Origin of the sequence: Paenibacillus dendritiformis, assembly GCF_015845845.1 — a bacterium.
Lineage (GTDB): Bacteria > Bacillota > Bacilli > Paenibacillales > Paenibacillaceae > Paenibacillus_B > Paenibacillus_B dendritiformis_C.
On record NZ_LDIG01000115.1, the window covers coordinates 1 to 24677 of the forward strand.

At 53.0% G+C, this 24677-nt stretch carries 19 protein-coding genes; 7 read left to right on the top strand and 12 right to left on the bottom strand.

The features are described 5' to 3' along the window. Positions 1–549 precede the first annotated feature (549 nt). Both ABD76_RS29455 and ABD76_RS29460 read left to right on the top strand, forming a co-directional pair. Positions 550–1035 (top strand): helix-turn-helix domain-containing protein, encoded by a 486-nt coding sequence (locus ABD76_RS29455; protein WP_242069495.1) that lies wholly within the window; start codon positions 550–552, stop codon positions 1033–1035. 171 nt (positions 1036–1206) lie between these two features. Next, a complete protein-coding gene (locus tag ABD76_RS29460; protein WP_242069496.1) occupies positions 1207–2010 on the top strand; it encodes an aspartyl-phosphate phosphatase Spo0E family protein in 804 nt (267 codons plus the stop codon). Between the two features lie 537 nt (positions 2011–2547). Here the strand turns inward: ABD76_RS29460 and ABD76_RS10035 are convergent. After that, a complete protein-coding gene (locus ABD76_RS10035) occupies positions 2548–3531 on the bottom strand; it encodes a phosphotransferase (RefSeq protein WP_197256529.1) in 984 nt (327 codons plus the stop codon). Position 3532: 1 nt separating this feature from the next. Next, positions 3533–4072: a hypothetical protein gene (locus tag ABD76_RS10040; protein ID WP_197256532.1), complete on the bottom strand. Its 540-nt coding sequence runs from the start codon at positions 4070–4072 to the stop codon at positions 3533–3535. A 179-nt stretch (positions 4073–4251) separates the two neighbouring features. On the opposite strand from ABD76_RS10040, the gene ABD76_RS10045 reads away from it, so the two are divergent. The 3 genes from ABD76_RS10045 to ABD76_RS10055 are packed head-to-tail and all read left to right on the top strand — an operon-like array spanning position 4252 to position 8517. Then, positions 4252–5544 (top strand): glycosyltransferase, encoded by a 1293-nt coding sequence (locus ABD76_RS10045; RefSeq protein WP_197256534.1) that lies wholly within the window; start codon positions 4252–4254, stop codon positions 5542–5544. 28 nt (positions 5545–5572) lie between these two features. Continuing rightward, the gene (locus ABD76_RS10050; protein ID WP_197256536.1) at positions 5573–7354 is read left to right on the top strand and encodes a CotS family spore coat protein; all 1782 of its coding nucleotides are present in this window, start codon (positions 5573–5575) and stop codon (positions 7352–7354) included. 20 nt (positions 7355–7374) lie between these two features. Further along, a complete protein-coding gene (locus ABD76_RS10055; RefSeq protein WP_197256538.1) occupies positions 7375–8517 on the top strand; it encodes a glycosyltransferase family 4 protein in 1143 nt (380 codons plus the stop codon). A 37-nt stretch (positions 8518–8554) separates the two neighbouring features. On the opposite strand, the gene ABD76_RS10060 is transcribed toward ABD76_RS10055, so the two are convergent. From ABD76_RS10060 to ABD76_RS10070, 3 genes are read right to left on the bottom strand one after another with little or no spacing between them, the layout of a single operon-like run. Next, positions 8555–9502: an NAD-dependent epimerase/dehydratase family protein gene (locus ABD76_RS10060; protein ID WP_197256540.1), complete on the bottom strand. Its 948-nt coding sequence runs from the start codon at positions 9500–9502 to the stop codon at positions 8555–8557. Next, positions 9499–10848, bottom strand: a complete 1350-nt coding sequence (locus tag ABD76_RS10065; protein WP_197256542.1) for a UDP-glucose dehydrogenase family protein — start codon at positions 10846–10848, stop codon at positions 9499–9501. The genes ABD76_RS10060 and ABD76_RS10065 overlap by 4 nt, the downstream gene beginning before the upstream one ends. Continuing rightward, on the bottom strand, positions 10845–11819 hold the full coding sequence (locus ABD76_RS10070; RefSeq protein WP_197256543.1) for a sugar phosphate nucleotidyltransferase: 975 nt from the start codon (positions 11817–11819) through the stop codon (positions 10845–10847). Before ABD76_RS10070 ends, ABD76_RS10065 begins: the two co-directional genes overlap by 4 nt. 238 nt (positions 11820–12057) lie before the next feature. On the opposite strand from ABD76_RS10070, the gene ABD76_RS10075 reads away from it, so the two are divergent. Then, positions 12058–12510 carry a hypothetical protein gene (locus ABD76_RS10075; protein WP_197256546.1) on the top strand — a complete coding sequence of 151 codons (453 nt, stop codon included), beginning with the start codon at positions 12058–12060 and terminating at the stop codon, positions 12508–12510. Positions 12511–12907: 397 nt separating this feature from the next. On the opposite strand, the gene ABD76_RS10080 is transcribed toward ABD76_RS10075, so the two are convergent. The 3 genes from ABD76_RS10080 to ABD76_RS10090 all read right to left on the bottom strand — a co-directional run bounded on the left by ABD76_RS10080 (position 12908) and on the right by ABD76_RS10090 (position 15125). After that, the gene (locus ABD76_RS10080) at positions 12908–13735 is read right to left on the bottom strand and encodes an undecaprenyl-diphosphate phosphatase (protein WP_197256548.1); all 828 of its coding nucleotides are present in this window, start codon (positions 13733–13735) and stop codon (positions 12908–12910) included. Positions 13736–13980: 245 nt separating this feature from the next. Further along, positions 13981–14646 (bottom strand): SGNH/GDSL hydrolase family protein, encoded by a 666-nt coding sequence (locus ABD76_RS10085; RefSeq protein WP_197256550.1) that lies wholly within the window; start codon positions 14644–14646, stop codon positions 13981–13983. Between the two features lie 218 nt (positions 14647–14864). Further along, positions 14865–15125, bottom strand: coding sequence for a DUF3973 domain-containing protein (locus ABD76_RS10090; protein ID WP_197256552.1), 261 nt, complete (start codon positions 15123–15125; stop codon positions 14865–14867). Between the two features lie 636 nt (positions 15126–15761). On the opposite strand from ABD76_RS10090, the gene ABD76_RS10095 reads away from it, so the two are divergent. Then, positions 15762–18890, top strand: a complete 3129-nt coding sequence (locus ABD76_RS10095) for a collagenase (RefSeq protein ID WP_197256554.1) — start codon at positions 15762–15764, stop codon at positions 18888–18890. Positions 18891–19115: 225 nt separating this feature from the next. On the opposite strand, the gene ABD76_RS10100 is transcribed toward ABD76_RS10095, so the two are convergent. From ABD76_RS10100 to ltrA, 4 genes are all read right to left on the bottom strand, one after another. Beyond that, on the bottom strand, positions 19116–19988 hold the full coding sequence (locus ABD76_RS10100; protein WP_197256556.1) for a carbohydrate ABC transporter permease: 873 nt from the start codon (positions 19986–19988) through the stop codon (positions 19116–19118). A 21-nt stretch (positions 19989–20009) separates the two neighbouring features. After that, a complete protein-coding gene (locus ABD76_RS10105; protein ID WP_168178858.1) occupies positions 20010–20867 on the bottom strand; it encodes a carbohydrate ABC transporter permease in 858 nt (285 codons plus the stop codon). 117 nt (positions 20868–20984) lie between these two features. Continuing rightward, positions 20985–22322, bottom strand: a complete 1338-nt coding sequence (locus tag ABD76_RS10110; protein WP_197256558.1) for an ABC transporter substrate-binding protein — start codon at positions 22320–22322, stop codon at positions 20985–20987. Positions 22323–23077: 755 nt separating this feature from the next. Further along, entirely contained in the window at positions 23078–24376 is a 1299-nt protein-coding gene (gene ltrA, locus ABD76_RS10115) for a group II intron reverse transcriptase/maturase (RefSeq protein ID WP_197253427.1), read from the bottom strand. Positions 24377–24677 lie beyond the last annotated feature (301 nt).

Below are 24677 nucleotides of genomic sequence, written 5' to 3' on the forward strand. Positions count from 1 at the left end.
ATGCCCGCATGCGGCACATGGATGACATTCAGCGTGTTGAATTCGGTAGACAGGTCGGCGAAGCTCTGGTAATCGTCCCGCAGCCGGCTTGCCAATTATATGCTTCTCCTTTAAATCGCTTGATGTATGTATTGCCTCGGGTGAAGCGGACCATCCGCCCTGACCGGGCGCACGTCCTCCCGTAAGAGCGCGCGCCCAAGCCTACGGCGGGAGGGCAATCCCTCTCGGATTGCTTGAGCAAAAAAACTCTTCCAGCCAGCAAACAGGATTTATGCCCCATGACGCGTTGAACTATAAGGAGTAACCTCATATAATCGCATAGAACTATGTTTTCCGAACAGCAATCTTTCGTACGAACGAAAAAATATGGAAATCGAGCTTATTCGACTTTATCTTAATGATACTTCTCCCAACGTGTCAATGAGTCTTCGATTCGGGACTTTCGGGCCGAAAATATAGTCATCCCATGACACTAAATGTCGAATCGTGGAAGTAGTCTTCAAATTTCCCTGCGAGAACGAGAGTGATTTGTGTGAGCATTAATATAATATGGAAGGTTTACATTTTAGAAAAAAATGTAAAAATATAGATGTAAGATTATTGAAAATGGGAGAAGGTGCTGATGGGATGGCACAAATATTGTCCATTGGGGAATTAATACAGTGCTATCGACACAATAGAGGCATGACTTTATCGCAATTATCAGAATTGACAGGCATACATAAAGCTACAATATCCAAAATCGAAAACGCTGACGTTAAAAGGCCGGAATATATGACAATCCGTCCGCTTGCAGAAGCATTACAAATACCGTTAGAGGCTTTGGTCGAACTCCACATAACCGTTGACAAGAGGGCAGATACCCTTCTTTTCGTGTTACAGGACGTGATTCAGCATTCGAGTACTGCGGAACTGGTACAAAAAGTAGGGAGAAAATTTTTGGAATCGCCTAGCGACGACAGTTATTCCTTGGTTGAGCGGCTCTATGCCTTCACGGAAAGCTTGGAACGCAAGGAAATTCGATTGGCTTTATAACAATTGATCGTTGACTATTCGCGCGACCACGGCATTATGCCCTTTCTGGCAAGAGGGCTATTGCAAGTATACTTAATCGAACGGGATGACTTTACTCGGCTGCGAGTGGTTTACGACAATGGCAAGCATATCGTGATGTACACACATTTTTTGAGCGCGGAAGACCGCATCATGTTCTACTACAAGTTGGGTATTCATGCTTATAATTTATTTCTGTATCCGGAGAGCATCGAGCTTGCCCTTCATGTGCTTCAGGAAGCTGAGCCTAACAATAAGTACTACGTTCACGCGCTCTTCATATTGCGAGGGGCATATTATCAGATCGGGGATTACGACAAGTCTGAATATTACACTCGTCTATACTCACAGTTTGACGGCCCTTACATCAAAGAAAATACACTGCTAATGAACGCATTACTTAATTCCAAGAAGGGGAAGACGGATGTAGCGGTAGCCCAGTTGACCTCACTTTTAGAAACGTGCGATCAGGGTTTAGCTCTGTCAGCTTTGAATCAATTAATGATAATTTATTTACAGGAGCATCGATTACAAGAAGCCAAAAATTTAATTTCCTACCCTATCGACCCACATCACATCATTGACAAAAATCCCAACATGATTTCACAACTAGCTGAATATTATTACCATCGAGCGGACTATTTCATTACAGTTTGCGACATCCAAAAAGGCGGATCAGATCTACAAAAAAGTGCTTGTTACTTTTCTAAGGTTAATGATATTGACAATGAAAAAGAATGCATAACTAAATTAGAAAATTTCCATGATATATTGCTAGCAAAAGCCAAAGAGCTTCAACAAAAATTAATCCACATTGCCAGTCAAAAAGGCAAACTTACCGATGACGAGGTCGTTCAAGTTAGCCAACAGCTAGATAGATACATACTTGAGCTGCAAAAGTATCATATAAAACAACAAGAAAAAGACATAGCTAAAAGGAGCAGCTATATAAGTTGAACTAAAGAAGATCCACCACTCTATCAGACTCCATTCGCACACAGAGACGGTCAATGATTGCTTGAGGTTCTTTCAACACTGTGCATTCATGAAAGAGCAGACATTCTTCCGTATCCCAGCTACAGTGTGGTAGAAGACGTACTACGTCCGCTTTGACCCACTTTCAAGTCCTTCCACATATTGAGTTGGGGACTGTCTGCAGCGGCAAGCGTATACGTGGTTCGTGTAGCACATGCCCATATGTTGCATCAACTTCGAAACGCTGCGCAGCAAATAGATATATCCGTACGCTTAATCTCGCGTACAGACTTGCCCATTAATCGTAAACGTACAGTTTGAAGTCGCTCGTACATGCAGAGATCCTTCGTCGCTCTCATTCGTTATTCAACCGTAGCCAACGCTACATGTACAAAGAAATCGTTCCTTTCGCAGATGGCAGGTCGGTACTTCCATTTTACGAAAAGAACGATCTCTTTTTGTATTGCATTTTGAAAAATAGGGGGACCAGACCAAGTTCAAACCTGATAATCAACCGCTCTACCCTCTTGCCGAACGCGCCAGCTCGCGGACGCGGCGTCCCCCCTCCCCCTGCATCCATTCCAGAAACGGCATTTGCCGGTCGAACTGCCGCCTCCATTTCGCGACCGGATCGGGCGAATAAGCCGCCTGACAGAGGAAGAACAAGCTTACCCGGCAGAGCGCCGCCGGAAGAGCGCGAATCTCTTCGTCGGTCAACTCCCCATAGCCGGATAAAAAGGCGGCATCGAAGGTGTCCGCATATTGGGGGAGCAGCAAATAGATAACCCATAATGCATAGGCCACGTCGAACAATTGAACGCCATGCTGCACAAAATCAAAGTCCATTACGCAATTGACATCGTTGAACAGATACCGCTGATTCCAAAAATGCCAGTCGCCATGAATAATCGAACGCGGCAGGAACGGTTCCGCTTCATGATACTGCTTGACCGTCCGCTCCATAAAATAGGATGTCCGGGTTAGCTCCTCGGCCGGTATTCCCGGAAGCGAGCGAAGGTGACGGAACGTATCGGTCAAATAAGCGGTCGGACGATAAAATGACCAGTCCGGAACCGGCCCCGGCTTCCTGTTCCGCAGCAGGCGATGGAACTTCCTCAGCATGCCCGCACTAGCCCGCACTTGCTGCTCCCGGCACTGGAAGCTTCTCCCCCGCACAAAAGGAGTCACTTGAATTCGCTGACCCTCATCATACACGATGATGGCTCCCTGCTCATCCTTGAGCGGCCGCAGCACGGGGATCTCTTCCTCCGGCAAGGCATCCAGAAGTCTTGACACATATTGGAGATGCTCCTCGCGAACCGAAGAATTCGCGAATCGAATAACATAGTGTCCTGTGGTCGTCCTGATTTTGACATTGATATTAAAAGATCCCCGAAGTCTTATCGCTTCCCCTAACAGCTCGCCTAACGAAAAGTGACGGCAAACCCGTTCCACAGTGGTTCGGAAAGCATCGTTCACAGTGACATCGAGGGATGCCCCCATCTCAACCACTCCTTTTGATCAATTCATCCCAATCGCGCAGCCGCTCCGAATCGAGCGCCTCGACATGCTCAAGGAACGATTCCAGCAGGTTCATTCTTCGGAGTCCCTCGGCCAATACGATAGGAACGGCGCAAGATTGGGAATAAGCATGAACCAAGTCAATAATTTTCATCTTGCCGCCCCGATAGAAAAATAGATGGAACAAGGCAATGTCAATTCGGGTAAACTTCCTCTTTTTCATTTCATCAAGAGTGTCCAGAATCTGTGCCGCATTTTCTCTCGTCAGGCGGCCTGTGCGGCGCAGCCGGGACTGCATCGTCTCCCCGTCCAAATATTCCAAAATGATATAATCCGATCCGGCCTCATAGAGCTTCGGCAGAATCGGAGAGCCCCTTGCCCGGCCGTATGCTTCGCATTCCAGCTCGGCGTACCGCGCCTTGGCAAAGATTTTGACGCATCGATCGGGCGCAATCCGGTACACCGTCCCTTGCTGTCCGCTCCCTATTTTTTCGGCGTGCTCGGGCAAACGGTACTCCTTCAATGAGGTCACCTCTCTATAAGCAGACTCTGATGCAATATATTCATCCTCTTCTGAAAAATAGGTAGTCAATGGCGGAAAACAAATATCATCCTTAAAAATACACGAGTGTACATGTCACTTTTGTTCCTATGACATATGTATGAAATATATGCTAACCCCTCTATAAAGGGCGTGAATCGATGCAGAAAATCAAACGGGCGCTGACCGTCAAGAAAAAAACGGGAAGAAGTGCATATTCCTCGTTGAAGCGAACCCGCAAACGGACAGGAATGGCCAGCCCTGCTGCCCTTCATCCCGTACCTGCCGATATCTCTCCCGTCCCTTCCCCTATATTATGGCCGCTGCGCATCTTGATGGTCATCGATCAGTTCAATATCGGAGGAACCGAAACGTATACGCTGTCGTTGACAAGAGAACTCATCCGTCAGGGTGCGTTCGTGGCTGTTGCCGGCAAGAGAGGGAAGCTGTTGGATTCCTTTGTCGGACTCGGATGTCCGTACTATGAGATCGATTTCGTACGGGATAATTTCGAGCCTGACGCGGCGAACCGGATCGAGCATTTGAACGTGCTGAAAATGGTCATCCATGCCGAAAGAATCCATGTTGTGCATGCGCATCAGACTCCTTCGGGCGAGTTGGCAAGGAAGGCGGCCGAGCACATGAATATTCCTTTTGTCTTTACCGTTCATGGATGCTATTACGACGGGCCCGCCATGGCGAAGCTGCGGTCCGGCACGACCTTCATCAGCGTCAGCCCCGTGGTGGAACGCATGCTGCGCCTAAATGGCATTGATTCGCAGCTCATTCCCAATGGAGTCGATGTGGCCGAGTACAACGCCTACAATCCTATGTACCAGCAATACTTGCGCAGCAAGCTGGGGATCCCGAATCATGCCTTTGTCGTATTATATGCCGGCCGTCTGTCCTGGGAGAAGGCGGATATATGCGAGGAATCGATTCGCACGGTCGCTGCGCTTCGCAGATCGGGGAACTCCCGGTTCATTCTCATGATTGTAGGAGGCGGTCGAGACGAGGAAAGAGTAGCGGAGCTCGCAGAACGAGAGCGGCAGTTGGCCGGAGAACCGTTTATCATTTTTCCAGGAGAAGTATTGAATATGAGAGCTTGCTACGCCATCAGTGATTGCGTAATCGGAACCGGCCGTATCGGGCTGGAAGCTATGGCCTGCCTGCGCCCTCTTATATCCGTCGGAAGCAGAGGGTTCCTCGGTATCATCGATGCCAGCAAATATGATCAAGCGTGGGATTGCTGGTTCGGGGATCACCATTCAGAACAGCCTGTATCGCGAGAACTGCTCATGGCTCATATTCAGCAAATTCGGCAGATGGGCAGGGAAGAGTTAAGCGAGCTGGTGCAGTCCGGAAGGTCCTTCGTGACGGAGCGATTCCATGTCTCCCAAGCTGCAAGCCGGATGCTGGATATATACCGCCAGCTGGTTCTGCCTATGATGTGACTAATTAATGATTATGGAGGGAAAGCCGTTGGAACAATATCAAATAGGTCCTTGGGAACATCTGATTCATACCGTCCCGGCCGGCACGGTACTGGAACAATATGTGCCCCCTGAAGTGGAGGAAGTAGCGCGCCATGTCATGAGCCAATATGACATGTCGGTCAGCAGCATGGTGCTGATTACGTCGAAGCCCGACAAAGGCGGGGCCATTTGGAGAATCGACACCGACAAAGGCCCCCGAAGCCTCAAGGTGCTGCACCGCATTCCTTCACGGAGTCTGTTCAGCATCGGCGCCCAGCAGTATCTGGTCGAGCAAGGAGCCCGCGTGCCTGCGCTGATTCCAACGACGGGAAATGAGAATTACGTGGAAGCCGGGGGCAAGCTCTGGATTGTTACCGACTGGATCGAGCAGATGCAGCCTGTATCCAAAATCGATTTGGAAGGCGCCGCTACGCTGTGTTATGGACTTGGGGAATTCCACCTTCTGTCCAAAGGGTATGTCCCGCCTGCTCGGGCAGGCAAATCATCCCGTCTGTACACATGGCCAAAATACTATGAAAAAATTATTGCCAAAATCGGGTGGTTCCGGGATATTGCCAGCGCCTACAATGAATTTCCTGCGAGCCAGCAATTGCTCGGCGTCGTCGATGAATTCGAGAGACAAGCGCGCGAAGCGCTGGAAAAGCTGTATGCCTCCAAATATTTCAGCATGACGGCGATGGGAGAGCCGCATTGGGGTCTCGTTCACCAGGATTATGGATGGTCAAACGGCCAAATGGGGCCAGGCGGCATCTGGGTCATCGACTTGGACGGCGTCGCGTATGATTTTCCGTTCCGTGACCTGCGGAAGCTGATCACGAGCACGATGGACGATATGGGCGTATGGGACATGGCGTGGATTCGCGGAATGATCGGCGCCTACCATCAGGCGAATCCGATGGATCGGGAGATGTTCGAGCTCCTCTGCTTGGATATGGCCTTCCCGAATGAATTCTACAAGCATGTCAAGGAAGTCGTGTTCGACCCGGTGACCTTCCTCGGAATGGAGCTGGAGCCGATATTGCAGCGGGTGCTCGCGACCGAGAACACGAAGTGGCAAGCGTTGACGGAGCTGGCCGCCGATGCCGAGCAGTATGCGCCTGGCGATTATAGCACGCCTGCTCCGGCCGCTTCGTGGCAAATGGCGCTCCCGGATTCCCTCTTCAATGGAGAGGCGCTGCCAGCCGTCGAGGTTCCCGCCTTCCCGCATCCGGAGCCTCCAATGGCTGCGGCAAGCGATGCGGTGGAAGCGCATGCGGGCGCGCCGGATGCCGTCTCTGCCGACCCGCCCGTTCCTGCGGAAGCGCCAGCCGAGCCGGCGCCTGCTGAACCTGTCCATGCTGCATCGGCACCTGCTGCGGCGGAACATGTTGCCGAAGAGCCTGTTGCCGTGGCGCCTGCTGCGGCGGAACATGTTGCCGCGGAGCCTGTTGCCGTGGCGCCTGCCCCCCATCCTGTTGTCCCTGCATTCCCGGCAAAGCCTGGCTCGGCTCCCGCCGTCGATCCGATACTGCGGCTGGGGACCGGAACGGCCCGCCGCCGGAGAAGAACGGCGCGTCGTATTCGCCCTTCCGCCGGCAGAAAGCGGCTGTCCCGGAGAAGAGGGTCGCTTCGCCGCAAGCGGCGGATAGGCGCTGTTCGTATGCGCCGCGTGAAGGCGGCCCGGTTGTCGCGCCGGCACCGTTATTCCAGCCTGAGCAAGCCGCTAGGCCGCGTGCGCGCCGCCCGCCGTTCTTCCCGCAAGAAGTCCCGTTCCGGCCACACTGCCTAAGACAGGAGGAAGCATAGAACATGAATGTATTAATGATCTGTACGGAAAAGCTCCCTGTCCCTAATATTAGAGGCGGGGCCATCCAGACTTATATTGGCGGAGTCGCTCCGCAACTGGGCCAGCATCACCGACTGACCATCCTCGGAAGATCCGATCCCGAGCTGCCGGACGCCGAAATCGTGGACGGAATACGGTATGTCCGCGTTCCGTCGGACGGCCTGTTCGAACAGTATGCGGAAGGAGTAATCGGCTTCCTCTCCCAACAAGGAGAGCATTACGATATCATTCATATTTTCAACCGGCCGCGCCTCGTGCTTCCGGTTCGCAGCATAGCGCCTGCTTCCCGGATTATTCTCAGCATGCATAACGACATGTTCCATCCGGCCAAGATTCATCCGGAGGAAGGCAGCGCCGCCGTCGAGCAGACGGAGCGGATCATTACGATCAGCAACTTTATCGGGCAGGAAATCGTCCGGTACCATCCCCATGCCGCCCCGAAGCTGCGCACGATATACTCCGGCGTCGACCTGTCTCTCTTCGCGCCGTGGATGGAATCCGACTCCGCCCGCAACGAGCGGAACAATCTGCGGGCCCAGAACCAGTTGGAATCGAAAAAAGTGATCCTGTTCGTCGGCCGACTGTCGCGCAACAAGGGCCCGCATGTGCTGGTGAAGGCCATGTCCCATCTGAAGCATTCGGATGCCGCCCTGGTCGTGGTAGGCGGCGCCTGGTACAGCGACAATAAGGTCAGCGATTATATCGCCTACGTCCGCGCCTTGGCCGCCCGTTCTCCCCTGCCGGTCATCACGACCGGGTATGTGCAATCGGGCGATATCCACCGCTGGTTCTCCGCCGCAGACGTATTCGTGTGCACCTCGCTCTGGGATGAGCCGCTGGCCAGGGTTCATTACGAAGCGATGGCTGCCGGGCTTCCATTTCTAACGACGGCTCGCGGCGGCAATCCCGAAGTATTGCTCAATGACAACGGCCTGCTCATTACCGAGCCGGAGAATCCGCTCGAATATGCCGAGAAGCTGAACCATCTGCTCTCCAATATGGAGGCCAGCCGGCAGATGGGGCTGCGGGGCCGGCGGCTTGCCGAGCAGCGGTTCATCTGGCCGCGCGTCGCCCAAGAGATACTGGAGGTATGGAACGGCCAATGACGGAGAGACAGGCGCCGAAGGAATCTCGGCGCCTGTCTTATGGGTATAACTGCCGGAGCGCCTCTATCTCCGCCGCCAATCCCGCTTGGAGGCTAACCCGCGGATGATAGCCCAGCAGAGACTCCGCCTTCGCGATATCGGCCCAAGTATGGCGGGGCTCTCCGTAGGTAGCGCCGGCGTACTGTATGGCAGCCTTCTGTTGAAGCAGTTCCTCCAGCAGCGTGATGCAGGTTTTCACGGATGCCCGCTCCCTGCCTCCGATGTTCAGTATCTCGCCGCGAATTCCATCCGCGTAGACCGCGGCGGCAATCCCTTCTACACAATCCGATACATACGTGAAATCGCGGGTCTGACTTCCGTCGCCGTACAGCGTTATCGGATCTCCCTGCAGCATTTGACGGATGAAGCGGTGAAACGCCATATCCGGCCGCTGTCTCGGTCCATATACGGTAAAGAAGCGAAGCACCGTGACCGGAATGCCGTCATTGCGCAAATAGACGCGGCACAGGTGTTCTCCCGTTAATTTGCTGACGCCGTACGGGGATAGCGGCTTCGTCTGGGCGCTCTCATCGACCCGCCCGCTCTGCTCGCCGTAGACGGATGAAGTCGACGCATAAATAAATTTGCGCACCGGATGCTGCTTGCAGCCTTCCAGCAAGCGCTGCGTCGCCACGATGTTATGTGCGGCATAAGCCGCGAATTCGGGGCCCCAGCTCGATCGTACCCCGGGCATCCCCGCCAGGTGGCAGACCACATCAATACCATCCAGCAGCTCCATCATCGGCGCATTCAGCAGGTCGAGCTCATGGAAGATGAACCACGGATGACCAAGCAGCGCCTGAAGATTGAGCTGCCGATTCCGGCGGGGAGTCGACGAATCGATAAATCCGTCAACGCCGATGACACGCGCCTGCTCGTCCTGAAGCAGCCGTTCGCAGAGATGGGAGCCGATGAAGCCGGCAGCTCCCGTAACTAAAATGTTCACAATACGTCCCCCTCCGCTAATATGAGACGATCTTGAGGATGTCCCTGGTTGGGCGGCTGAACTCCCACTCCTTGATAATCGTAGCCCCAGGCCGCCATCTGCGCCGCATCCAGCATATTTCTGCCGTCGAACAGGTACGGAGTTCTCATCACGTTCCGAAGCTTATCCCATTCCAATGTCGAATAAGCGGGCCATTCGGTGCAGATTACGGCAGCGTCGGCTCCTTGGAGCGCCTCCTCCGCCTCCTCGCATTGGGTCAGCCGGACCGTTCCGAGAGCGTCGGGCACGCGGGCGACAGGATCATGCACCTTCACTTCTGCCCCATGCTTCAGCAGATAGGAGATGACGCCCAGCGAAGGCGCTTCTCTGAGATCGTCGGTTCCCGGTTTGAACGCGAGGCCCAGCACGGCTATTTTCCGTCCTTCCAGCGTCTGCAGCTTCCGGCTCAGCCGCGTCATCAGATATAAATATTGGGTGCGGTTGATCTGAACGACCTTCTCCAGCAGCGTCAGACGTACGCCGTATTGACGCGCCGTATGCAGCAGCGCTTTGACGTCTTTCGGGAAGCAGGATCCCCCATACCCTATGCCGGCTCGCAGGAAGGAGCGGCCAATCCGCGCATCGAGTCCCATCCCTTCGGCGATATCGGTCACTTTCACGCCGCATTGGTCGCACAACCGGGCAAGTTCGTTCATAAAGGAGATTTTGGCCGCAAGAAATGCATTGGAAGCATACTTAATCATTTCTGCAGTCGCCGGTTCCGTATGAATGACGGGACAAGACATCGTATGATAGAGTTGACGAACGATGCTTGCAGCTCTTTCCGATTGGCTTCCGATAATGATGCGGTCGGGATGGAGCGCATCATGCAGCGCGCTCCCCTCTCTCAGAAATTCCGGGTTCGAGACGACATCAAACGGCTGCCCGGAGAGCTGGCTGCCCGCGATCCAGGCGGCCACCTTGCGGTTCGTTCCAACCGGCACGGTGCTTTTGACGACGATTACTTTGTACTCCTGCATGTATTCGCCTATCTGCTGCGCGGCCTGCTCAATGTAGCTCAAATCCGCGCTCCCGTCGCTCCCGGACGGGGTCCCGACACATAAAAACAAGATTTGATGGTCTTGAATCGCCTGCTTCGCATCGGTATAAAAACGTAAATTTCCCGACTGAACATGCTTGAGCAGCAGCCCGTCCAATCCCGGTTCATAAAAAGGAAGCTTACCGTTCTGCATCGAGTCCAGCTTCGCCTTGTCCGTGTCTATCCCCGATACTTTCCAGCCCAGCTCCGCAAAAGCCAAGGCCGTCGTTGCGCCGACATAACCGAGCCCTATTACCAAGATGTTCATTCAATCCACCTTCCAGATGGTGTCGCGATGAAATGACGGCTCGCGATCACGTTATTCAGTTCGGAGTGCTCCAAGTTCACATCTTCCAGCACGATACTGTTCTTCACATGACAATCGACGAGACGGGCACGCGGGCCGATCGTGACATAGGGCCCAATCGTGCAACCGCTTAATTTACAGCTCGGATCCAATAAGACCGGCGGGATAATCCGGCATCCCGGATAATCCTTCTCCCGAATCGGCTTCCCCGGATTCTCCAGCCCTTCCAACACCCAACGATTCGCCTCCAGCCAACGCTCCGCCGTTCCGACGTCAGAATGATTTCCATCCGTTATCGTATACGCTACCGAATAATGGTTATCAATGAGCCATTGTATCGCATGGGTGATCTCATACTCTCCCCGGGGAGAGGGGGATATGGAGTGAACCGCACGGAAGAGAGCCGGGGTAAAAACGTACGCCCCCAGAGACGCCAGGTTGGACTTGGGCCGTTCGGGCTTCTCCTCCAGCCCGATGACAAGATCGCCCTTCACTTCGGCAATCCCATAGTCCTGCGGATACGCCACCCGGCCCAGCAGCATTCCGGTGTCATGGCCCTTGCGTGTTACCAGGTCTCGCAGTCCGGACAGAGACTGAGCAATCAAGTTATCGCCCAGAAGTAGCATGAATGGGTCCGAAGCGATAAAGCTTTCCGCTTGCTTGACTGCGTCAGCAATTCCTAGCGGGATATCCTGGTAGAGATAAGTCACCTTCATTTCCCATTGTTCACCGTTACCCAACTGCGCTTCGAACATCGCTTGGTACTCGCGCCGGATAACGATTCCAATCTCTTGAATCTTCAGCTCCGCAAGTTTGTCGAGGCAATAAAATAGAAGCGGTTTATTCGCTACGGGGAGAAGCGATTTTGGAGTGTCCGAGGAGAATGGCCGAACTCTGGATCCTTTGCCGGCACAGAGGATTAATCCCTTCATGACGCTCGCTCCTTTATTCGTTACAGGCATACACCAGATTATGCTCTCCCATTCTAGCAAGTTAGGGCTACTGTTCATTCATAGGGAAAATATACTTTTGTGCACCTGGAACCCCTTGGCCAGCAAGCGTTTTTTCCACTATCCTCCTCTCTCATTCGTCCATACCTTATCTGCTGCAAGACATAGAATAGAGGGAAAGTAAATTATCATATTATTTCCAAGGAGAGGGTTGAGCGCAATGAGCAAGTATGAGAATGTAAAAAAACAACTCGAAAATCTGGGAGGGTTCGACAGTATCGAAGTTGAGTATAAGGGTGGAGAAATCGTAGAGTTCGACGCCGATGGCGGAAGTCTCGACTCTTTCCTGAAAGACATTGATTGGGACAAGGTTGCCGATATCGATGTAGAGCTGGATGGCGGAGAAAAGGTTGGATTGGATTGGGATGATGCGGACGGCGAAGACGATGAAGACGAAGAGGAAGACGACGAAGACAGCGATGACGAAGACGAAGAGGAAGACGACGAAGACAGCGATGGCGAAGACGAAGAGGAAGACGACGAAGACAGCGATGGCGAAGACGAAGAGGAAGACGATGAAGACGGCGATGACGAAGACGAAGAGGAAGACGACGAAGACGGCGATGACGAAGACGATGAAGACGGCGATGACGAAGACGAAGATGACGACTAATCCTTCCTTATGATTGATCCACCCAGATAAAGCCTTTCTGGAGCGCAATTGCTTCAGAAAGGCTTTTTTCGGCTAACCGGTTATTATCCGCACTGCGCGCGGTCAATCCATGTTTATTCCTGCGCCTTGATCCTTTCACCCGCCCGTCACTTCCCGGGGATGCGGGACAATGATGACATCATGCGTATCGAAGCAGGATCCGGCTCCTGACATCGCTGTTCGAGATGAACACATTCTCCCTGCTGCTGCCGGCAGATGCAATGCGAGATCGGAAGCGAAATCTCGGAATCGCGAAAGAAGCCGTCCGCATGGCTTGTTCCGATGATCGCCGCGGCCCTGCGCAAAAAAATGTCTTGACCGCATCCTTTTCAATTCTGCAGCCAAGACATTCATGCGATTACATAAAAACGAAAAAAATTACGGCCGCCAGCACCAAGCGGTAAATGGCGAATGGAACGAGCTTGATGCGGTTGATCAGCTTCAGGAAAAACCGGATCGAAATCAGGGCGAATACGAAGGCGCTGATAAATCCGATGATGAAGAAGGGCACAGCTTCCATCGTAATGGAATCCCAGCTCTTCAGCAGCGATAGGAAGCTCGCTCCCGCCATGATCGGCACCGCCATAATGAACGTGAAATCGGCCGCCGCGCGGTGGCTCATCCCGGCCAGCACGCCGCCGGAAATGGTCGACCCGGAACGGGAAAAGCCCGGCCACAGGGACAGACATTGAATCAAGCCGACAGCGAAGGCTTGTCCATATGTAATCTGATCGACCGTATCCGTCCTCGGGCGGCGCGGCCGGAACCAGTCTGCCGCGATCATGAGAATCGCCCCCAGCACGAGGCCGACGACGACGGTCTTCGTCGAGAACAGATACTCGTCAATATAGTCATTGAAGAGAACGCCGAGGACCCCGGCAGGAATGAGCCCGACGAGCACCTGCAGAAGGTTCAGTCTCGGCTCGAACGGCGAACGCTCCTTCCGGCGGCCCAATCCGAGCAGACTCATGAACCGCCCCCACATGACGACGACCACCGCCAAGATGGATCCCAACTGGATGACAATCTTGAACGTATTGGCCACCGCAGGCGAGAACAGTTCCTTCGATTGGAACAAGAAATCATCGACGATAATCATATGACCGGTGGAAGACACCGGCGCGAATTCCGTTAGACCTTCCACGAGGCCCAGTACGAAGGCTACAAATGATTCCCACAAATTCAAAAATATTCACTCTCCCCGGCCATTTCCGAGCCGTAACATAATATGAAATAGCAGCTTGATGCCCTATTCCGGCACAGCTTGAGCGCGGCCTGCGCATGAGGCTGCGAACCCGCAATGATGACCGATGAGTTCCGGACCGCATCCATTCCCCATGGCTGCGCGGCACGATGCCAGAATCCAAATGTACAGCAAAAATGATTCGCTTGCAAGAATGAATTCACCGCCGCTTCAGGGGGCCAAGCCAATTATGGAAGGATCAGATTGCAGGTCGGGCTCTCTTCATCGAACAGCCCCAGGTCCAGCAGCAGCTTGCGGGCAAGCTCCACATGCCCGTGCTGATTCGGATGAATGGCGTCATTCAGCCAGGAGGAGCGCAGCCGCGCTTGATCCGGCTGCCTGGTCATCCAGTGGGCATAATGATCGACGAGCACAACATGCTCCTCGAGCGCAATCTCCCGGATGATATTTACATAGTGGATCAGATCCGATCTTGCCGCCGCCTCCGCCTCGCAGATCGGATTCGGCGTCTGCAGCACGGGAACCGCGCCGATGCTGCGGATCCGTTCAATTACCCGCACGAAGCTGCCGCGGAACTTCCCTCTTCCCGCCGGCCCGCTCGTGCAGTCATTCATCCCCAGCATCAAGAACACCGCGTCCGGCCGGAATCTTCCGATTCTATCGGCAAATCCCCGCTCGATATCTTGAATCGTATGGCCGCTGATTCCCGTATTGATGACGACATCGTGGAAGCGCTGAAGCTCCCACCGGATTCGTTCCTGAATATGCTCCACGTAATTGCGCATGCCATTCGTATGCAATGGCCCATGGGTAATGCTGTCTCCCGTGAACAGCCATAGACGCGGCTTGTCTCCACGCAGCATCTCGAATAAACTTCCACCGTCCGGCGTCATTTTCCGTCCCCCTCTCCCTGAATGCAAATGCGATCGGCAGTGCCGGTCCCGTTCCTCCGCTCCGCCGCGAAATCACTGTCATTGAACCCGTTTCCGGTTCACGCGGCAACGAGCCAGCGCGGCGCTCCGCATCCCCCGGCCCGTCGGAATGCCGGACCGGGGCGCTTCTTCTCCCTTTTGTCATCGGGAGCCGTCCCTATGCCCACCGCGGCTTCGGTTCACCACAGCTGGAAGCGGTCGATGTGATCGTATACGGGAAAATCGCTGTGGACTTGTTTCCATGCCGCCTGGTCATCCTTGATCATGCGCCGCGAATATTTATATTGGCTGCTGCCTCTGCCGACCTTCTTATTGCACATCCCGAGTTGAATTTTCTCGCCGAGCATCGGCTCGATATAAATCGCGTGCTCAAACACCCAATCCTCAGTACCACATTCCTCGTGAAGCCGGGAACATACGATGCAGTAAAACACAGCCATTACCTCCTTATCTCTATAGACACTCTGAGAGCGACATTGCTGCCACGATACAGGTCGCCGCGCCGTCTATCGTCACGCTGCTGCGCACTTCTCAACGGCCCCGCCCCTGGGTTTGCGACTGATTCGTATTGCTATATAGTACAGCAAATGTTGAGAAAGTGTGCATATTTCCCCCCTGCCTGTTACCAAAAAATCAACAAAACGTTTAGTCTGGGCGATTCTGTTGAAGTTTGCTCAACAACGAGAGGAAGAATCGGCCGATAGCTGCTGAACGAGCATTTGCCTCGTACCCTTCGGCTCGCGATGGTGTCCGGAACAACATTTTTAATGACAAAATTCGACAAATCCATTTTGTCGCAACCGATTCGCCTTGGATACTTCGGATGTACCCGTCAATCAAGGAATAACGATTGGAAAAGGAAAGCGGGTGAACAGGCCCCCTTCCGGAAGAAATCCCTTCTTCCGCTTCCTTTTTATCCCGCTTTCGGGAACTTTTTATAGAGACGATGGCCCTATTCGCCGAAAAAAACGGGAAATTGGCTGCATGTCAATCCATCTGCCGGCCGCCGATATTTAGCATTGTCGTTCATCATTAGGAAACATGAACGAACATGCATAAGGGGGATGTTGCACAAGATGAGACAACAAGCATGGATGAGATGGGCTTCGATTTGGCTGGCGGCGGCCATTGCTACAGGAAGTCCGGCAGGCTTCGCCGCTGCCCAATCGAAGGCGGCGCACCCGGCGGAAGGACGGATGGAGCAAAGAACCGCCAGTGCATGGGCGCTGGAGGAGCTCCCTCCGTCCGCTGCGCCGTTCGGCGCGGACGGAGAGCTTCCGAGCGCGGTGGCGGAGTCCGCCGATGCCGGCATCTCTGAGCCGCAGCTTCAGCCGCTGACAAGCGAGACGCGCGCCGACAGGAATTACAGCATGGCGGAATTGAATTCCCTGTCGTATGAGGAGCTTACGGATCTGCTCGTTCGTATCGAATGGTCGAAGATTCCGGATCTGTTCAAGTACAATGACGATACCCATCGTTTTTACGCGGACGAGGATCGTTTCCAAGCGATTGTGGATCGGCTGGAGGAAAGCGGCAGACAGTTCACGCCCGAGGACGATCAAGGCATTCCGACGTTGGTGGAGGTGCTCCGTTCCGGTTATTACCTCGGATATTACAACAAGGAGCTGGCCCGGATTAATGAACCGGCATTCCGGGACAAGATGCTCCCTGCCATCAAGGCGATTATCGATAACCCGGCCTTTGCTTGGGGCAACGACTTACAGAACAAGGTTATCGGAGCGACAGGCAGAATGATCTCCAATTCTACCACCGATCCGGATACCGTGAAGCGATTGACAGGGCTTCTTCAGAGCTTCAACGACCGCGCGGATGCCTTGTCCGGTGATTACGAGGCTTCCAGAGCATTCTACGAGGTGATGAAGGGTGTCGGTTATGTGCTGATGTGGCGCATGAACGAACCGGACCGGGAAGCTGCGTTCAAGGGAAGCATCGACGGCTATTTGGAGCAGCTGTTCCGGATGGCGCAGCATGGACCTGCATCGGCGGACAAGGTGTGGCTGACGAATAACGCCATTTACTACACCGGTTCGCTCGGCCGTTATTACAGCGAGCCGCAGCAGGCGAACCGGGTGCTGACCGATGTCATGCAGACCGCGCCGGCGCTGGGCGAGATCTACTTCGTGGCTGCCGATCAGATTGACCAGCACTATGCGGGAACAGATGCTTCCGGCCGCCGGATCGATATGAACGACTTGAAGCAGCGCGGGAAGGAACGCTATTTGCCGCAGCGGGTCGAGTTCGATGACGGCCGCTTCGTATTCCGGACGGGCGGCCAGCTTAGCGAAGAGCAGCTTCAGCGCTTATATTGGGCGGCCAAGGAGGTTCAAGCCCAATTCCATCGCGTCATCGGCAGCGATCAGCCGCTGGAGCAGGGAAATCCGGATGACGTGCTGACGGTCGTCATTTACAACAATCCGGACGAATACCGGATGAACCGGTATTTGTACGGGTACGACACCGACAACGGCGGCATATACATTGAACCCGACGGCACGTTCTTCACGTATGATCGGACGATCGATCAGAGTATTTATAGTCTGGAAGAGCTGTTCCGGCATGAGTTCACTCATTACCTCCAAGGCCGGTACGAGGTGCCGGGCATGTGGGGCCGGGGGCCGCTGTATCAGACCGGACTGATGCAATGGTTTGACGAAGGCGGCGCCGAGTTCTTCGCCGGCGCTACGCGGACGGAAGGGATTCAGCCCCGCAAGTCGGTCGTCGGCAATCTGCGCCATGACGGTCCGGGAGAGCGTTTTTCTGTGGCCGATACGGTGAACTCGCAGTACGGCACATGGAAGTTTTACGATTATTCCTTTGCGTTGTACGATTACTTGTACCATCAGGATTTTAGGACGATGGATCGCATTCATCAGGCCATCCGGTTCAACGATGCGCCCGCTTATGAAGGACAGCTTGCGGCGATAAGCGGAGATACGCGCATGAATGATGCCTACCAACGCTCGATTGAGGCGCAGGTCGCCCGCTATGACAGCTTGACGGTTCCGCTCGTCTCGGATGATTATTTGCTGGCGCCTGATCCGAAGCCGGCGCGGGAAATTTATAGCGAAATCGCGGCGGTGGCCGGCTTGAAGGATACGAGCGCAACGGAGCGGGAATCGCGCTTCTTCCGGTCCTTCGAGCTTCGCGGCACGTACATCGGAAGCGCCGCTGCGGGGAAAGAGCAAGATTGGCAGACGATGAACAGCTTGACGGACGGTTTCCTGCAAGCTTTGTCGGATCAGCCATGGAACGGGTATAAGACCGTCACAGCCTACTTTACCAATTACCGCGTGGACGATGCAGGACGATTCGTCTATGATGTCGTGTTCCACGGCAAGCTTCCCGCAGGCGGGGATGCTGGCGAGAATCCAGACGACAACGGCGGGAAATTGCCGGATGGAGGCGCCGGAAACGAGGGCAACGAAGGAGCCGCGGATGGCGGTCATGACGGCGGACAGCCGGATGCGGACCATGAGCCGAACGATACCTGGGAGCAGGCGGTTCAACTGGATGGAACGGGCAAGCCGGTATCCGGCAAGCTGAGTGATACGGAGCGGGTCGATGTGTACCGTTTCGATGCCGGGAAAGAGGAACAATGGAGCATCGAGTTGGAGACAGAGCAAGCAGACACCGTCGCCTGGCTCGTCTTCCACGAGTCCGACCTGAATACCTATGCCGCCTATCCGACGCAAGTGGAAGGAACAAGCGTATCCGGCTCCGTGGCGGCTACGGCGGGAACTTATTACGTGTATGTATATCCTGTGGGGGACGGAGAGCAGTCCTATCGCTTGATCGTCCAGCCGGAAAGCAATTCCGGTCAGGAGCCGGAGCTTCCTCCGTTCGAAGAGACCGAGCCGAACAATGCGCCTGATATGGCCAACGGCCCGATTCCGGCAGGCCGGCCTGTCATAGGAACCCTGAATGGCAGCGATCGGCAGGATGTATTCATCATTGACGTGGACCAGCCGTCCGAGCTTCATATCGAGCTGGAGCGGCAGCTTGGATCGGGCGTGAATTGGATCCTGTACCGGGAAGGCGATACCGATCGTCCGCTCCTGTATCCATCCGAGCTGGACGGCAACCGAATGAGCGGCGGGGTCGCGGCGGAACCGGGACGATACCATCTGTATGTCTATAAATATGCCGATGAGGATATTCACTATACGCTGCAGGTTCGGTACTGACTGAACTGCCGTTCCGCTTCGGCGGATTGCAGATAATATCTATGAAAAAGCGTGCCTTTCTCAACGAGGCGCGCTTTTTTCATGAATCACAGCTCCAGCGCCGGCGCGGCACGAACAAAGACTTCACCCCCGGGACATGACTGTCGAACGCAAATCCAAGAGAGTGAAGCCGCTATGTGATATTCTCCGAGAATTTTTTTCCATAAGATAGGACCGGCCTGATCGTTATCCCTTTACGGCGCCTTCGGTCAACCCTTTTTGGATGAACTTCGAGATAAACAGATACACAATCAATACCGGAATGACGGTCAGCGATACGGCGGTCGCCATCAATCCGAAGTCGGTTCCATATTGCGAGCTGATTTCATTCAGCAAGGCCACGATCGGCCGGACGTTTTCCTTGTTGACAAAAATCATGGCCGAGAACAAATCATTGTACGACCACATAAATACGAAAATGCTGGCCGAGGCGAATACAGGCCGCGACACCGGCACGAATACCTTCGTGAACATTTGCCAGCGGTTGCAGCCGTCAATGAAGGCGGCCTCCTCCAAATCCTTCGGGATCGTAGCCATATATCCCGCGATAACCAGCGTGGCGAAGGTCAGGTTCCCCGCAGTCTGCGGCAAAATGAGACCCCAGTACGTATTGACCAGGCTTGTTTTGATCAACAGCTCATATACCGGTACCACCGTGGCAAACGCCGGAATAAGCAAAGTGGCGTAAAGAATCGAATAAATCGTTCTCTTGCCCCGGAATTGGAAGCGGGACAAGATATAAGCCGCCAAGCCGCCGAACAGCAGCACCAAAAATACGGTGCCGAAGGACATAATCAAGCTGTTCAAATAGCTCTTCCCGATATTGATCCGGTCAAGCGCATTGGTGTAGTTCGTCATCACCGGATTCCAGGCGATGCTGAACGAGTTGTTCATGACATCCCGCGACATCTTGAAAGAATTGTTCACAATCCAGAATAACGGATAGATTGTCGTCAAGGCCCATGCTGTCAATACGGCATACATCAAGGCGGCGCTGATGCTGAACCGCTTCGACTTCGCTCGCCGGGCATTGCGTTCTACGACTAAGGTTGGCTCCATCTCTGTACACCCCTATAATGCTTAGTAAGTAATCTCGTCCCTCTTCAACAGCCGATTGGCGATGAGCGCCAGCAGAACGCCGAACACGACCATGTAAATGGCGATCGTGGAACCGTAACCGAAGTTTTGATCCACCATTGCCTTTTTGTACATATACGTTCCGAGCACTTCCGTGCCGTTCTGTCCCTTCGTAATGACCCAGACGAATTCGAATACTTTCAGCGTCCCCGTAATCGCCAATGTAATGACGACCTTGATATCGCTCATAATGAGAGGAATGGTCAGCATCGTTGTTTTGCGGATGCCGGAAATCCCTTCGAGCTTGGCCGCCTCATAATAGTCGGAAGGAATTTTGGACATCGCGGTAAGGAACAGGACAAAATAAAATCCGATATAGTGCCATACCGTTGGAATGGCTACGGCTTTCAGCGCATTGTTCTCATCGAGCCATAATATTTTCTCGATGCCGAAGTTCGCCAGCAGATTGTTCAACAGACCGAAATTGTAGTTGTAGAACAAGACGAACAACAAGGAGATCGCCGTTCCCGAAATGACGACAGGGAAAAAGAAGACGGTACGGTAAAATCCCTTCAGCTTTTGAATGTTGTCGACCAGCACCGCCAGCACGAGCGCGATCCCGACCTGGAACAAAATGACATACAACATTAGTTCCAACGTGTGCAGCGTCGCCGCTCCCAGCAGTTCATCCGTGAACAGACGCTTGTAGTTATCCCAGCCGACAAATTTCTTGTCGAAAAATCCGGTCGTGCGATAAAAGCTGAGATAGACGCTCTTGAAGAACGGATAGTAGAGAAAGACCGACATAAAAACCGCTGCAGGCAGCAAGAACATAACAATATACTTTCGGTCGCCCTTCATATTTATCACCTTTGATGTTTATTTTCTTCCTCGCGCGAAATGAGTACGCCGCCCGAATGATGATAGAGGGGCGGCGTTCGTTATGGTTTTCAAGCGTTTCCGATGATGCTATTCCAATTATTTTTTGTTGTCATCCTCGGTTTTCTTCGCATCTTCGATCGCCTGGGTCGGCGTCTTCTTGCCGGTCACGACAGGTTGCACGCTGGCGCGAAGATTGGAGAATGTTTCTTGCGCCACCTTGCTGTCGACTGGCGAATTGATGGCAGCGGCCTTGGCTACCATCGCGAACCCGTCGAGAGCGACCTGAGGCAGCCCGTTCACTTCCACGTCGGCAGCAGGCGTGCCGCCGTTTGCGGTCGCGATTTTTTGAATGCTATCCTTGGAAGTCAGATGCTTCATCAATGCAATCGCGGCATCTTTTTTCGCTGGATCGTCATAGGTCGATTTCGGCAGGTAGAATCCGGAGCCGAAGCCGCCTACGACCTCGTTGCCGCTGCCGGCGCCGCCTGGAACCTGCGGGAACGGGATAACTGTCGAGTTGTTGCGCGTATCTTCATTCCATCCGCCGATCGCCCAAGAACCTTCCAGAATCATCGCGGCCAGACCTTCGCTGTAATAGTTGCCGGCCATGCCGAGGTCAATCGTTGCCGCATCTTTCGGGAATGCGCCGAGATCATACAGTTCTTTCATCGCCGCATAGCCTTTTTCCCAGTTCGGATCGATGCCGTCGATCAAGCCTTTGTTCTGGCTCTCCGGACCTGCTGCAGACAGAATCATATGCTCAATCAAATAGTGGGATTGGTCGAACGGCACGGACAATGGAATAATGCCTTTGTCGGACAACGTAGTCACCGCTTTTTTCAGCTTCTCCCAATCTGTCGGGAGCTCCAGTCCGTTTTCTTCGAAGATTTTCTTGTTTACGAACAGCCCTTCATAGAATCCGGTCAGCGGCACAGCATAAATGTTGCCGTCTTTTTGTCTTGCCATCTCGAGTGCGTTCGGAATAAACCCGTTCTTCCACTCCGAATCCGCGTCCAGAATCTCGTTCAGCGGCACGACCTTGCCGGCATTGACGAAGCCTTCAGCGTCCGCGCCGATAAAATAGAACAGCAGATCCGGCTCGTTGCCGCTGTTCATATCGGTGTTTACTTTCGTCCGGAAGCCGTCGTCGTTTGCGGACATCGTATCATTTTCAATCGTGACGTGAGGATTTTTCGCAGTAAAATCATCCAGAAGCGCTTGGAACGCTTCACGAGCCGCGTCCGTTCCCCCGAATGTCGAGAAGACGCGAAGCTTGACCGGATCGGCTTTGGCTTCCGGCGTTCCCGTCTCGGCTGGCGGCGTCGTTCCTTCAGCCGGACCGCCGGCGTTGCTGCCGCCCTTATTGCCGCATGCCGCGAGGAACATGGAGAGCAACAGCATGATGCTCATCAGTACCAATGAAGACCTTTTCATTTTGCAAATCCCCCCAAGTATTTTTGGTTCACCCTGCATTGCTCTTGGTGTCTACTTAAAGTGTAGTCCACGCGGCAGCGTATTCAAAGGATACATTCCTCTGATTGAGGGATAAATACTTCCACAGACGGGGCGGGAGATCATGCGCATAGGCGGAATGAAAAATACAGTTATACGAATGGTCAAGCACGCAAGCAATTTTCATATGAAAGAATAGAATACGGTATTCCGTTTGAAAGGAATGATAGCATGTCAAAGAAGGATCGTTATGATTATATCGTCATTGGCGCCGGAACAGCCGGAGGAATCATGTGTTGTTCATCGCGTTAATCATACGAATCCCTCCATGTTTTCTTATTTTGTAGACAGCTGCCTTACGATTTCTAATTATAAGCACCTTACCTTTAACGAACCTTAAATGAAAAAAACTGGCCGGAAGCAAGCTTGATATGCTCCCCTTACGGTAGACAGGTGAAATAAATAAAACCTGTGTAAGGGGAGCTTTTTTATGTCTAATAAAAAATATGGCGCATCAGAGAAACTCATTAGCCTTGATGAAATCGCAAGTGGCGAAAGGCAAAACCGCAAAAAAATGGCGTTGTAATGGTGGAATTGATTTGGGGCGAGAAATCCTGGTCGAGTAGGCGGGGCCTTTCCTTCCGAGGATTGAGCCCCTACCCCTCACAGATCCGTACGTGCGCAATTAACGCATACGGCTCTTCACATCAATCATTTACAACGTATGGTTTTTTTTCTTAGCCGTAGATATTGACATAGATGCGCGGCTTCGGCAGATTCCAGCGTTTGACGAGGTCATAGAATTTCTCTTTGCTGTAACTCTGCCGTTGGCTTCTACGGTTTAGCCATTTGAACATGGATTTCTGTACCAAGTATGCGTACGTTCTTATGCTCTTGAAGTTATCCGTTATTCCGTAGTAGCGGAAATGGCCTATTAATTTCGCACGAATCTTTGGTATAGTTAAGGTTAGTTCCTTATGTCTCGCTTGTTTCATCCATGCGTCAAACGCTTTTATTTTCTGCCTGAATTTCTTCTTGCTCGTTTTGCGTTTGACTCGAAAGCCCCCCGTTCGACTTTTCCCACAGTAATGGGTAAATCCCAGAAAGTCGAACGTGTCCGGCTTTCCCAGGCCGGCTTTCCTCCTTGCAGCCTCAGCGAAGCGGCCAAATCGTATAATCTTTGTTTTCTCTTCTGCCACTGTTAAATTGAATTTAGCCAAGCGCTTGAGCAGAGCATAATAAAATCGCTCGGCATCGTCTTTGAACTGAAACATGCACACGAAGTCATCTGCGAACCGCACCATTTCCGCTCGGCCCCTCAATTGCTTCTTCACGGCCGCATCGAACCATAGGTCCAGCACGTAATGCAGGTAAATATTCGCTAACAGCGGGGATACTGCAGAACCTTGAGGGGTTCCTTCTTCACTCGGTTCGAATACCCCGTTTTCCTGTATCCCTGCAATGAGCATTCTTCTCACAAGGCGGTGGATGTTTGGGTCCCCGATTCTTTTATCCAGAAATTTCATCAACCATTCATGGTTCACATGATTGAAGAAACCCGAGATATCCGCATCGACTACATACTCCATTTTCCCTCGTTCCATGTTGTATGTAACCCGTTTTAGCGCATCGTGCATGCTTCGCCCCGGCCGAAATCCGTAGGAATTTTCCAGAAAGTCCTGTTCATATATCGCCTCGAGCAGTCGTTTGAGTGCCATCTGCACCAGTTTGTCCTCGTAAGCGGGTATGCCAAGCGGCCTTCTGCTTTTCTCGTCCTTGGGGATATACGTCCTTCGTGCCGGCAGTGGCCGGTAGCTTTTCTTCTTCAGCCGGTCCACCAGATTCTTTACGTTGGCTTCCAATTCACGCTCGTACATCTCTTTCGTTATGCCATCTACTCCTGTAGCCTTCCCCGGTTTCATCTTCCTGTGGCAAGCTATAAGCGCTTCCTCATTGATGAGGTGTCCTATGGAAGTGAATCTTAGATTCGGGTCTGACTTGGCCATAGTTGCTATTCTTGCTAATTTGGTTTCCATATTGATTCTGCTGCCTCCGTTGTGCAGTATATGTTTCCTTAACAAGATCGATTGTTGTGTCGCCTGCCTTCCCTCTGCCAACATTACATCGGCTTCTTCGGTACTATGCGGCGATCCGACTCCCTGACTGCCGTTTGGCTTTCTTGCGTTTCATCGCTTGGCCGCCATACTCCCAAAGTCGTTCCTAAAGAGTACTTGTCTTCGGAAGAGCGTCAGGGTCTCCCAAGTTGCCGAGTGATTATTGGTATGCATGCCTGGCTCTTCGACCCCGGGGAAGCTCCGTCTAAACTCACCTTTTTTT